Source organism: Vibrio sp. 1-Bac 57, assembly GCF_037546855.1.
In the GTDB taxonomy this organism is placed as follows: Bacteria; Pseudomonadota; Gammaproteobacteria; order Enterobacterales; family Psychromonadaceae; genus Psychromonas.
In genome coordinates, this window is sequence record NZ_JALAAC010000012.1 from 1 (window position 1) to 12,178 (window position 12,178).

The following is a 12,178-nucleotide window of genomic DNA, read 5'->3' on the forward strand; positions in this document are numbered from 1 at the left end:
ATTGATAGTCACGATACCGTTGGTACCTTGAGTCACGCTTTCTACTGGTGAGATCGCTGCTTCAGAGCCATCGGTTGAGTCATCATCATTTGCAAGCACATCAATATCAATCGCTGCATCTTCGTTAGTGCTTGCGGTATCGTTGGCTACAACCGTAAGGTCGTTCACGGCATCCACGGTGACATTAACCGTGGCTTCCTGACCTTCTTCGTTAGTATAAGTAAAGCTATCAGTGCCGTTAAAGTCAGCATTCGGTGTGTATTTCACCGTGCCATCGGCATTGATAGTCACGATACCGTTGGTACCTTGAGTCACGCTTTCTACTGGTGAGATCGCTGCTTCAGTGCCATCGGTTGAGTCATCATCATTTGCAAGCACATCGATATCAATCGCTGCATCTTCGTTAGTCGTCGCGGTATCGTTAGCTACAACCGTAAGGTCGTTCACGGCATCCACAGTGACATTAACCGTAGCTTCCTGACCTTCTTCATTGGTATAAGTAAAGCTATCCGTGCCGTTAAAGTCTGCATTCGGTGTGTATTTCACCGTGCCATCAGCATTAACTACTACTGAACCGTTACTACCTTGGGTAACAGAGGCTACTGGTGAGATCGCCGCTGCAGTGCCATCAACCGTATCGGTATCATTCGCAAGCACATCGATATCAATTGCCGCATCTTCATTAGTCGTCGCGGTATCGTTAGTCACAACCGTTAAATCATTCACGGCATCGACCGTGACATTAACCGTGGCTTCTTGACCTTCTTCATTGGTATAAGTAAAGCTATCCGACCCGTTAAAGTCAGCATTTGGTGTGTATTTCACCGTACCATCGGCGTTGATTGAGACTGAACCATTAGCGCCTTGAGTCACGCTTTCTACTGGCGAAACCGCCGCATCTGATCCATCGGCTGAGTCATCGTCATTCGCTAATACATCGATATCAATGGCAGCATCTTCATTCAATATTCCAGTATCATTATTAACGAAGGTTAAATCATTCATTAACTCCACGCTTGGATCCACTGACGCGGGCTCACCGCTCACATCATCATCACTTGGTGTTAAGGTAAATTCAGGTAATTCTTCACCGCTGTTGGCTAAGGCCGCACCGACGGCGGTTAACACCACCGTGCCATCAACTATCGCATAGTTAACGGTATCGCTTAATACAACAGTGACCGAGTCACTGTCTTCATCATTCGTTTCAAACGTCGCTACTACCAATCCTGCCACGGTTTCTGCCGCATCTTCGGTGACGTTCGTCACTGAGGTGATATCAATCGTTGGGGCATCATTAGCCGCAGTAATACCTGGTTCAACAGAAACGGTTTCACCATTATCTTGACCATCAGTTGGGGTTAATGTGAAAGGAGGTAATACTTGACCGCTGTTCACCAAAGCAGCGCCTGCTTCCGTTAACACAACATTACCATTATCATCTAACGCATAGTTGATTGTGTCATTCAAGATAACCGTCACATCGTCGCCATCTTCATCAGAGGTTTCAAACGTCGCAACCACAGCACCTTCAACGGCACTTCCATCATCTTCTGTAAAATCAGTGGTGCTAGTTAATGTTAAGATCGGTGCATCATTTGTAGTGGTAATACTTGGGTCATGGCTTACCGGTTGACCGTCAACTTGGCCATCATTTGGTGTTAATGTATATGGAGGCAAATCCTGGCCGTTATTAACCAAAGCCGCTCCAGTTTCTGTTAACACAACATTACCATTACCATCTAAGGCATAGTTTTCAGTGTCGCTTAAAGTAACTGTAACTTGATCACCATCTAAATCATTAATGGTATAAGTTGAAACCACGGCACCAATGACTGCACTACCATCATCTTCGATAAAGTTGTTAGTATTTGTTAATGTAAGTGTTGCTGCAGAGTTAACATTAAAATTAGCATCGTCATCATTTTCGTCAGTAAACACTTGCGTATCTATAGTGGGGGTATTGAAGGCAGATGTTTGGAAAGCAGTGGTGGCAATAGTTTCGGCGCCATCTCGAGCGAAATCAACAACAGAAGAACTCCCTCCATTCGATAATTCACCGGCAGCAGTTTCAATATCTAAATCAAAGACCTCTTCGCCAAGCGCAAGTAACGCTTCTAAATCGTCAATATTTTCGATATCTGAGACAATTTCTTCTTCAGCATCAACTTCAGAGACGGCATCATCCGTCGCAGTTGGGACTAATTGATCTTCCGTTGCAATTAATTGTTCTTCACCGGCTTTTAATTGCTGTTCAGCTTCAGTCACTTGTTGTTCATTTAGTACAACTTCAGTGTCATTCGTATCATCAACTAGATTATTTTGCTTTTCCATTATTTTTCCCCAACGCGACTATTCTAATTCTAATAAATAAACTATTAGAAAATTTAAAAATAAAATACACAACAAACTTATCCTTTTTTTATTGCATATTTATTTTGTAAAAAATTATTTTTTTGATTATTGTTTCAAACTGTTTGTTAATGTCTATTTCTTATGTAAAACACTATAAATTATATATTCCAAAAAAATCAAATAAACCAATACTAAAGTAATAGAGATAAGTGTTTTAGTCAAATTTACATTTAGTATACGTTGCACCTTAACTATCTGATCACTTAGCTTATTTAAATTGATAAAAATTCATCTTCATTAGCTAGAAACCTTGATATGAGTGTCTTTATGAAAGCTGTTTATTATGCCCATACCAATAGAATGAAATGTTTATAGTGGTATCTGTTTACAGAAATAATATTAGTTATATCTTAAAATTATGATCATAATCTTTATTATACTGATAATGAAAAGAAACCTTGTTTTTTGTTCGATAAATGTAGACTAGTTAATAGAAGTATTAATGTAGATGTCGTTTATTTATATAAAGCATGTAGTGATCTCAATCGAGAACAAATGACTGAACTATCTAGGGTTAAGAATAAAGTAACTATAGAAGTCATTATTTGTAATAACCAATTGTTCTGACAACGGAAATAGACTGGAACAATTTTAAATCGACTGATTAATTCTAAAAATTCTGAGAGTTATAGTAAGACGTTCCGAATTAAAGCAGTAACTAAAATGCCATTAATTTTTATAAGTATAAATCAATTAACTATTACTTAGATCTAAGTAGCCACTTGTGACATAAAGGATTAACTTCAGGTATAAGAATTAATATAGGTTCACAATGGATTTAAATGAGGATTATTTTCTATTTGTAGACTTATTAAATTGATTATTTAATAAGTGAGTGACTAGATTAAAGATGGTGGGCGATACTGGGTTCGAACCAGTGACCCTCGCCTTGTAAGGGCGATGCTCTCCCAACTGAGCTAATCGCCCATCTTTAAATCTTTTTCAAATATCATGGTGGGCGATACTGGGTTCGAACCAGTGACCCTCGCCTTGTAAGGGCGATGCTCTCCCAACTGAGCTAATCGCCCATGATATTTTAATGCCGTACTGATAAAAACGTAAAGATGGTGGGCGATACTGGGTTCGAACCAGTGACCCTCGCCTTGTAAGGGCGATGCTCTCCCAACTGAGCTAATCGCCCATCTTTAAATCTTTTAATAAATATCATGGTGGGCGATACTGGGTTCGAACCAGTGACCCTCGCCTTGTAAGGGCGATGCTCTCCCAACTGAGCTAATCGCCCATGATATTTATTGTTGCCATAATAATAAACTAAAGATGGTGGGCGATACTGGGTTCGAACCAGTGACCCTCGCCTTGTAAGGGCGATGCTCTCCCAACTGAGCTAATCGCCCATCTTTAAATTTTATTGCTATAACATTTGAAAGTGGTGGGCGATACTGGGTTCGAACCAGTGACCCTCGCCTTGTAAGGGCGATGCTCTCCCAACTGAGCTAATCGCCCACTTTCAAAGTTCAAAATTTTAATTCTCTTGAAGAACAAGTAACATGGTGGGCGATACTGGGTTCGAACCAGTGACCCTCGCCTTGTAAGGGCGATGCTCTCCCAACTGAGCTAATCGCCCATGTTACTCTCTACTAACAAAACATTAAATTGAATGCCGTTGTTTGTGGGGCGTATTATAGGGTTCGACTTTTTTCAGTCAAGGCCTTTTTAAATAAAAGTGTTCTTTTTTGCTTAACTGCTTAAAGGGCAAGCAAAAAACGCTTAATTTTTATTGTTTTCACCCTTTTCAGAGGCAAATGCGCGCTATCGATAAATAGTTAATGTAATTAGATGCGGTTTCGTTAAAATACGGCAATGATTATTCAATAGTTCCATAAGGAAATTTTTAATGACAGTTAAAACTCGTTTTGCCCCTAGCCCAACTGGGTATTTACACGTTGGTGGTGCGCGTACAGCACTATATTCATGGTTACATGCAAAAAGCAAAGGTGGTCAATTCGTATTACGTATTGAAGATACCGATATCGAGCGCTCTACTCAAGAAGCTGTTGATGCTATTTTAGAAGGTATGACTTGGTTAGGTTTGGATTGGGACGAAGGGCCTTATTATCAAACTAAGCGTTTCGACCGTTACAATGAAATGGTGGATAAGCTATTAGCTGAAGATAAAGCTTACAAATGTTACGCACCTAAAGATTTATTAGATGAGATCCGTGCCGAACAAGAAGCTAATAAAGAGATGGCACGCTATGATGCACAACATCCTAAAATTGTTGCAGTGAATCAAGCAGCAACAGCCGATCAACCTTGTGTTATTCGTTTCCGTAATCCAAAACAAGGTTCAGTGATTTTTGATGACGAGATCCGCGGAAAAATTGAAATAGCTAACGATCAACTTGATGACCTTATTATTCGTCGTAGTGATGGTTCGCCAACATATAACTTCTGTGTTGTTGTTGATGATTGGGATATGGGCATTACTAACGTTGTACGTGGTGAAGACCATATTAATAACACACCTCGCCAAATCAACATCTATGAAGCACTTGGCGCACCTGTACCACGTTTTGCGCATTGTTCAATGATCTTGGGCGATGATGGCGCAAAACTTTCTAAACGTCACGGCGCTGTTTCTGTCATGCAATATCGTGACGAAGGTTATTTACCAAATGCATTAAATAACTACTTAGTTCGTTTAGGTTGGTCTCACGGTGACCAAGAAATATTCTCACAACAAGAGATGATTGACCTATTCAGCTTGGATCATGTTAGTAAGTCTGCATCAGCATTTAATACTGATAAATTACTTTGGTTAAACAACCATTACATTAAAACATCAAGCCCTGAATATGTTGCAGGTCATCTACAATGGCATATGCAGCAGCAAAATATTGATACCAGTAATGGTCCTGCTTTAACAGAAGTTGTTACGGCATTAGCAGAACGTGCAAAAACATTAGTAGAGTTAGCAAATTCTAGTCGCTACTTTTATGAAGACTATGAAGATTTTGATGCAACGGCAGCTAAAAAACATTTACGTCCTGTTGCTAAAGAAGCTTTACAGCTTGTACAAACAAAACTACAAGCTAGCGATGATTGGTCAGAAACTAACTTACACCAAATTATCGAAGATACCGCCGCTGAACTAGAAGTAGGAATGGGTAAAGTAGGCATGCCGTTACGCGTAGCAATTACAGGTGCAGGTCAGTCCCCTTCTCTTGATGTTACATTAGCATTAATTGGTAAAACACGCAGTGTTGAACGTATCTCGCGCGCTATCGCTTTCATTGAAGCACGTGAGAATGCAGCGTAAACTTTATTAAGTGAGACGTTAGCTAAATTTAAAGCCCGTTAATGAAATGCGACATTAAACTAGCATCCATAAACGGGCTTTTTTATTCACTAACAACTTTAACTACTGAATTAATTTAATAAATCTATAACTTGTTGATAGGTTTTTTGCCAATTTAAATAATCAATGGCTATCGGTATATGTTGACCATTAACCGCTAAAACTAATGATGGAAAACCTTGAATAGGCAACTGACGACTAGCCGAAATTTCTTGATGGAATCTCACATTCACTTCGTCATCATTCAATTGTTTTTCAAACCATTCCCTATTAAAACCAATACTTTCGGCTAACTCTGCTAATGTAGAGGTTAATGATGGATTCTTTGCTTGCAAATAATAAGCTTGCTGAATAGCAAATAACATAGCTTGTTCTTGGTCATTATCTCTTGCAATAAGGCAAGCACGACAAGCGGGATAAGTTGATCGCTGCGGTGCGCATTGTGTCCAAAAGTCAAAATTGAATTGTGTGCCTAATTGGCTGTGAATTTTATGCCAAATTCCCTGTAACATCTGTTGCATTTCATTGGGCATAACAACATCAGAATCTGGTGCTAACCCACCTAACTTATATTCAATGCTTAGATCCTTTGATCCTAATGCTTGAGATAGTTTTAACCAACTATCTCGATATCCCCAACACCAACTACACATCGGATCATATACATAATATAAAACTGCTTTACTCATTACTCACTCCATTTAAAAATACTTTATCCCAAGATTATTTTAATTTATTTACATCACTACATTACAGTAAATATATACCGAACAATAACAAAGTGATTGGGTAGTGTTATAATACGTTATTAGCCCTGCGAACCATAAAAAGTTCTTTGCAGTTTGGGTATATTAATCAGCTTGATAACAGGACTTTATTTTGGCACAACTTTATTTTTATTACTCCGCAATGAATGCAGGTAAATCAACGTCACTATTACAATCATCATATAACTATCGTGAACGAGGCATGAATACATTTGTATTAACTGCAGCCATCGACAATCGCTCTGGTATTGGTAAAGTTTCATCACGACTCGGCATTGAAAGCGATGCGCATATCTTTGCAGCAACGGATAATTTAGCTGAAATGATCGCTGAAGTACATCTGCAGCAAAAACAACACTGCATTTTAATCGATGAGTCTCAATTCCTAAGTAAACAACAAGTTAGAGAGCTTACCTATGTTGTGGATATATTAGACATTCCAGTACTTTGCTATGGTATTAAAACAGATTTCCAAGGTGAACTATTTCCAGGTAGTCAATATTTATTAGCCTGGGCTGATAAATTGATCGAGTTAAAAACAATCTGCCATTGTGGTCGTAAAGCTAATATGGTTTTACGCTTGGATGGAAATGGTGAGGCAATTCAGGAAGGTGCTCAGGTTGAAATAGGTGGAAATGAAAGTTATGTCTCTGTTTGTCGTAAACACTTCAGGAAAGTATTTTGGGATAAAGAGTGACAAATTTTACTGAGTCTACATAATCTCAATTCGGGGTAATAAAACAAAATCAACAAGTTACACATTAAAAAAGCGACTCATTGAGCCGCTTTTTATTTATCTAGGTTTTATAGAATAACTTATTAATTATGAAACATAGTTTATTAAGTCATTCATTAGACATTAGGACTTATTGTTCACCCGCATAGCTAATATCAGCATTGTCTAACAAGTACGTCACTAATGCTTGATAAGTCGCTTCAGAAGTACTGCGCTCTAACATAGTTGATAATTGCGTTTTAGTCTGCTCATTCGCTTCTGCATTATCCACATCAACAATGTCAGATAACTCAATAACTGCAAAATCACCTTGTGCAGTAACCACGTAATCACGTGTCACATTTTCAGCTTCTGGTTTAGCTAATTGGAACAAACGTTGAATAACCTGAGCATCATAATCACGGCTATAGCGTGCTAGCGTCAACGGTGCAGTGAACGCAATATCTTTATCCGCTAGTTCAGCTGCAATTGATTCACCAGCGTTTAATTTAGCCATTAATGACTCTACAAATTGTTGTGCTGCAGCTGCTGCTTTTTGCTCTTCAAGTTGTAATGTAATTTGCTCAGAAACGTCCGCTAATGGTTTAGTCGCTGCGTCTTTGTGAGCTTTAACTCGCACTACAATTGCTTGAGAATCATTAAGTTCAATAATCTCAGAGTTTAAACCTTCAGCACGGAAATCTTCACTAAACACTTGATTAAGTACATTACGGTTATCAACAGAACTTGGAGCATTATCAGCTGAGAAGAAACCTGTTGTTTGAATCGCTACACCAACTTCAGCAGAGGCTTCTTCTAAGTTATCAGGAGACTCGAATGCGACTTCACTTAAACGTTGGTATAAGTTGTCGTACATCTCTTTCATCTTATCGTTTTTAAGCGCGATTTCGATTTTAGATTTAACCTCATCCAACGGTAATGTTGCTTTTTCCTGTGCTTCAATTAATTTGATAATATGAAAACCAAATTCTGATTTAACAACATCAGATAGAGGTGCATCAGTTGTTAACGAAAAAGCACTTTTATCAAATGCAGGATCCATCACACCACGCTCGAACCAATCTAATTCGCCATTATTTTTACCAGAAAAGACATCATCTGATTTTGTTTTTGCTAATTCAGCAAAATCTGCACCCGCTTTTAATTCGTCTAAAATAGCTTGTGCTTTATTTTTCGCTTCTTCTGAATCACCTTGAACCAGAATATGAGCTACTTTACGACGTTCAACACGTTGATATTGATCCGCATGTTGTTCGTAGTAAGTTTCAATATCTTTCTCATTCAGGTTTACTTCTGGTGCTAATGTTGCAGCATCTAACAGAATGTATTCAACATCAACTTGCTCAGGATTTTGAAACTGCTCGCTGTTATCTGCATAGTAGGTATTGATTTCATCTTCAGACACAGAATCTGTAGTCATAAAATCAGCACTTTTTATATTCAAAATACGTGCAACACGTTGTTGACCTTGCAATTGATAAGCTTGCTCAACTTCTAATGGTAAAACAAACTCACTACCCACTAATGATTCTAATAGTTGTAGTCGTACTAAGTCAGTTTTAAAGTTTGCACTGAATTGTGCTGGAGCTAAGTTATTGTTACGTAATAAAGACAAGTATAAGTTGTTATCAAATTTACCATCAACTTGGAATTCAGGCATGTTTCGAATAGCTTCTTTAACTTGATCATCGCCGACACGTAAACCCATTTCAGTAACGGCTTGTGCAATCAAACGCTCAGTGATTAATGTCTGTGTAGCTTGAGCACGAATCTGTTGTGTAAAACCAGGTGTAGAAGCGATCAAGTCAAACTGTTCGCCGTATTGCTGTTGTAAACGCGCTCTTTCATTTTGATAAGCTTGTTCAACACTTTGTTGTGAAATAGCTTCACCGTTAACCGTGACAACTGCACTTTCTGAAGTAGTCCCTAAATAGCTACTCACCCCCGCCAAAGCAAAAGACAGGATGATCACCACTAAAATACTTTTAGCTACGATCCCTTGAGAGCCTTCGCGCATTTTATCTAACATAATATTTTACTCTTTAAGACTTAAAAACAAAAAAGCGCATCATAGGACGCGCTTAATGCATAACGGTGCAATAAAAACGCTTATGCGTTGATAGCATCTTTTAATGATTTACCCGCTTTAAATGCAGGTACTTTTGCTGCTGCGATTTGAATTGGCTCATTAGTTTGTGGATTACGGCCTGTACGTGCAGCACGCTCTTTTACTGAGAAAGCACCAAAACCAATTAGTGATACGCTGTCGCCTTCAACTAAAGCTGTAGTAACGCTGTCGATAAATGCATCTAATGCGCGACCAGCTGCAGCTTTTGAGATATCTGCGCTTTCAGCGATGTTATCGATTAATTGTCCTTTGTTCATTTGTAAATCCCCTGTCTATAATAAATTGGTGCTATTTTAAGATTGAATGGCACATAGTAAAAAAATACAGGGCTAGGCTACTGTTCTATTCAAATTCAAGCAAGTAAATTTGAATAAAATTAGGTAGATAGCCCTTATTTTATGCGGTTTGTCACCTATTTTTCAGTTTTTCCGATAGAAAAACCTTTAATGCTATCTTGTAAAGCGATTTCTAATACTTCATCTATCCAACGAACTGGCTTAATTTCTAGTTGGTCCTTAATATTATCAGGGATTTCTTCTAAGTCACGTGTATTTTCAAACGGAATCAATACCGTTTTAATACCACCACGACGAGCCGCTAATAATTTTTCTTTTAGACCACCAATTGGAAGTACTTCTCCACGTAACGTAATTTCACCTGTCATCGCCACATCAGCACGAACAGGAATACCTGTTAAGCTAGAAATTAACACCGTACACATTGCTGCGCCAGCACTTGGGCCATCTTTTGGCGTAGCACCTTCAGGCACGTGCACATGTATATCACGTTTTTCATGGAAGTCGCTATTAATACGCCATTCTTCAGCTTTCGCACGCACCACTGTCATCGCAGCTTGAATAGACTCTTTCATCACATCACCTAATGAACCAGTGTAAGTTAACTTACCCTTACCCGGTACAGAGGTTGCTTCGATAGTTAATAAATCACCACCAACAGATGTCCAAGCAAGCCCTGTAACTTGGCCAACTTGATTTTCAGAGTCTGCTTTACCGAAGTCATAACGACGTACACCTAAATAATCTTTTAGATTATCAATAGTAACATCTACTTTTTTCAGTTTTTTGTCTAATAAAATATCTTTCACAACTTTACGACAAATTTTAGAAATCTCACGCTCTAAAGCACGTACACCGGCTTCACGCGTGTAATAACGTACGATACCAATTATCGCGCTATCATCAATTGAAATTTCTGATTCTTTTAGACCATTACGCTTAATTTGTTTGCTTAATAAATGGCCATTAGCGATGTTAAGTTTTTCATCTTCTGTATAACCAGATAAATGAATCACTTCCATACGGTCTAAAAGTGGACCTGGAATATTCATTGAGTTAGACGTAGCAACAAACATCACATCAGAAAGATCGTAATCAACTTCAAGGTAATGGTCATTAAAGCTATTATTCTGTTCTGGATCTAACACTTCTAATAATGCAGAAGCAGGATCACCACGCATATCGGAAGCCATCTTATCAATTTCATCTAATAAGAATAATGGGTTTTTAACGCCCACTTTAGTCATTTTTTGAATCAACTTACCCGGTAACGAACCAATATAAGTACGACGATGACCACGGATCTCAGCTTCGTCACGTACACCACCTAATGCCATGCGTACATACTTACGGCCAGTTGAGCGCGCAATGGATTGGCCTAAAGATGTTTTACCAACACCTGGAGGCCCCACTAAACATAAAATAGGGCCTTTCAATTTATTAATACGTGTTTGAACTGCTAAATATTCTAAAATGCGCTCTTTGACTTTTTCCAAACCGTAATGATCTTCATCTAAGATTTCTTGTGCTTTAGCTAAATTCTTTTTAACAGGACTGCGTTTCTTCCACGGTACATTCACTAAGCTTTCAATGTAAGTACGGATAACACTTGCTTCCGATGACATCGGTGACATCATTTTTAGCTTTTTAAGTTCAGATAACGCTTTTTCTTTTGCTTCAGCTGACATGCCAGCCGCTTCAATTTTTTCTTCTAATTGCTCAAGGTCACTTTGACCTTCTTCACTATCGCCGAGCTCTTTTTGAATCGCTTTCATTTGCTCGTTAAGATAATACTCACGTTGGCTGCGTTCCATTTGTTTCTTAACACGGCTACGAATACGTTTTTCAACTTTTAGAATATCTTCTTCATTTTCCATCATACCCATTAGATATTCAAAACGTTCAGTCACATTAGTTAACTCTAACGCCGTTTGTTTATCTTCTAGGCTCAATGGCATATGCGCTGCAATTGTATCTGCCAAGCGCTCTGGTTCGTCGATACCATTAACAGAAGCAAGTACTTCAGGTGGAATTTTTTTATTGAGCTTAATATATGACTCAAATTGTCCTAATACGCTACGTATCAGCGCTTCTTCTTCTTTCTCATCGACGCCTTCACTTTCTAGCAGCTCAACTTCAGAAAAGAAGTATTCTTCATGATCAATGTTACGAAGAATAGTGGCTCGTTGCACACCCTCGACTAGCACTTTAACCGTGCCATCAGGTAATTTTAATAATTGTAAAATATTAGCAACCGTACCCACTGAGTATAAATCCTCTATTTTAGGATCATCTAGTGAAGCTTCAGTTTGTGCTACTAATAATACCTTTTTGCCCTGCTCCATCGCAGCTTCTAAACAGCTGATCGATTTTTTTCTGCCGACAAATAATGGAATAACCATGTGCGGGTAAACAACGACATCACGGAGTGGTAAGACAGGTAGCGTCAACAGCTGGTCTGTTTCTAATTTCATATTGTCCCCAGAAAAAGTATTGAAAATAAATACATGAAATGAA

At 38.6% G+C, this 12,178-nt stretch carries 7 protein-coding genes and 7 tRNA genes; 2 read left to right on the forward strand and 12 right to left on the reverse strand.

The genetic code is table 11. The features are described 5' to 3' along the window. From MT391_RS09690 to MT391_RS09725, 8 genes are all read right to left on the reverse strand, one after another. The coding region (locus tag MT391_RS09690; RefSeq protein WP_499497766.1) for an Ig-like domain-containing protein at nt 1–2,334 on the reverse strand (2,334 nt) is incomplete at its 3' end. A 932-nt stretch (nt 2,335–3,266) separates the two neighbouring features. Then, nucleotides 3,267–3,342, reverse strand: a tRNA-Val gene (locus tag MT391_RS09695). 25 nt (nt 3,343–3,367) lie between these two features. Then, nucleotides 3,368–3,443: transfer RNA gene (locus tag MT391_RS09700), tRNA-Val, on the reverse strand. Nucleotides 3,444–3,480: 37 nt separating this feature from the next. After that, nucleotides 3,481–3,556: transfer RNA gene (locus MT391_RS09705), tRNA-Val, on the reverse strand. 26 nt (nt 3,557–3,582) lie between these two features. Then, a tRNA-Val gene (locus MT391_RS09710) sits at nt 3,583–3,658 on the reverse strand. A 36-nt stretch (nt 3,659–3,694) separates the two neighbouring features. After that, nucleotides 3,695–3,770 (reverse strand) — tRNA-Val (locus MT391_RS09715). 33 nt (nt 3,771–3,803) lie between these two features. Beyond that, nucleotides 3,804–3,879 (reverse strand) — tRNA-Val (locus MT391_RS09720). A 45-nt stretch (nt 3,880–3,924) separates the two neighbouring features. Beyond that, a tRNA-Val gene (locus MT391_RS09725) sits at nt 3,925–4,000 on the reverse strand. 270 nt (nt 4,001–4,270) lie between these two features. Here MT391_RS09725 and gltX point away from each other — a divergent pair. Further along, nucleotides 4,271–5,695: a glutamate--tRNA ligase gene (gene gltX, locus MT391_RS09730; RefSeq protein ID WP_166373210.1), complete on the forward strand. Its 1,425-nt coding sequence runs from the start codon at nt 4,271–4,273 to the stop codon at nt 5,693–5,695. A gap of 110 nt (nt 5,696–5,805) precedes the next feature. Here the strand turns inward: gltX and MT391_RS09735 are convergent, their stop codons facing one another. Beyond that, nucleotides 5,806–6,423: a DsbA family protein gene (locus MT391_RS09735; RefSeq protein WP_166373211.1), complete on the reverse strand. Its 618-nt coding sequence runs from the start codon at nt 6,421–6,423 to the stop codon at nt 5,806–5,808. Between the two features lie 190 nt (nt 6,424–6,613). On the opposite strand from MT391_RS09735, the gene MT391_RS09740 reads away from it, so the two are divergent. Further along, on the forward strand, nt 6,614–7,198 hold the full coding sequence (locus tag MT391_RS09740) for a thymidine kinase (RefSeq protein WP_499442050.1): 585 nt from the start codon (nt 6,614–6,616) through the stop codon (nt 7,196–7,198). A gap of 169 nt (nt 7,199–7,367) precedes the next feature. On the opposite strand, the gene MT391_RS09745 is transcribed toward MT391_RS09740, so the two are convergent. From MT391_RS09745 to lon, 3 genes are all read right to left on the reverse strand, one after another. Next, entirely contained in the window at nt 7,368–9,266 is a 1,899-nt protein-coding gene (locus MT391_RS09745) for a SurA N-terminal domain-containing protein (RefSeq protein WP_499497767.1), read from the reverse strand. Nucleotides 9,267–9,346: 80 nt separating this feature from the next. Beyond that, nucleotides 9,347–9,622: an HU family DNA-binding protein gene (locus tag MT391_RS09750; protein WP_028869511.1), complete on the reverse strand. Its 276-nt coding sequence runs from the start codon at nt 9,620–9,622 to the stop codon at nt 9,347–9,349. A gap of 155 nt (nt 9,623–9,777) precedes the next feature. Continuing rightward, complete coding sequence (gene lon, locus MT391_RS09755) at nt 9,778–12,135, reverse strand: endopeptidase La (protein ID WP_166373214.1); 2,358 nt, start codon at nt 12,133–12,135, stop codon at nt 9,778–9,780. Between the last annotated feature and the right edge of the window lie 43 nt (nt 12,136–12,178).

Coding starts and splice junctions, on each gene's coding strand:
- MT391_RS09735 (WP_166373211.1), bottom strand. CDS start 6,423: ATGAGTAAAGCAGTTTTATATTATGTATATGATCCGATGTGTAGTTGG.
- MT391_RS09750 (WP_028869511.1), bottom strand. CDS start 9,622: ATGAACAAAGGACAATTAATCGATAACATCGCTGAAAGCGCAGATATC.
- lon (WP_166373214.1), bottom strand. CDS start 12,135: ATGAAATTAGAAACAGACCAGCTGTTGACGCTACCTGTCTTACCACTC.
- MT391_RS09745 (WP_499497767.1), bottom strand. CDS start 9,266: ATGTTAGATAAAATGCGCGAAGGCTCTCAAGGGATCGTAGCTAAAAGT.
- gltX (WP_166373210.1), top strand. CDS start 4,271: ATGACAGTTAAAACTCGTTTTGCCCCTAGCCCAACTGGGTATTTACAC.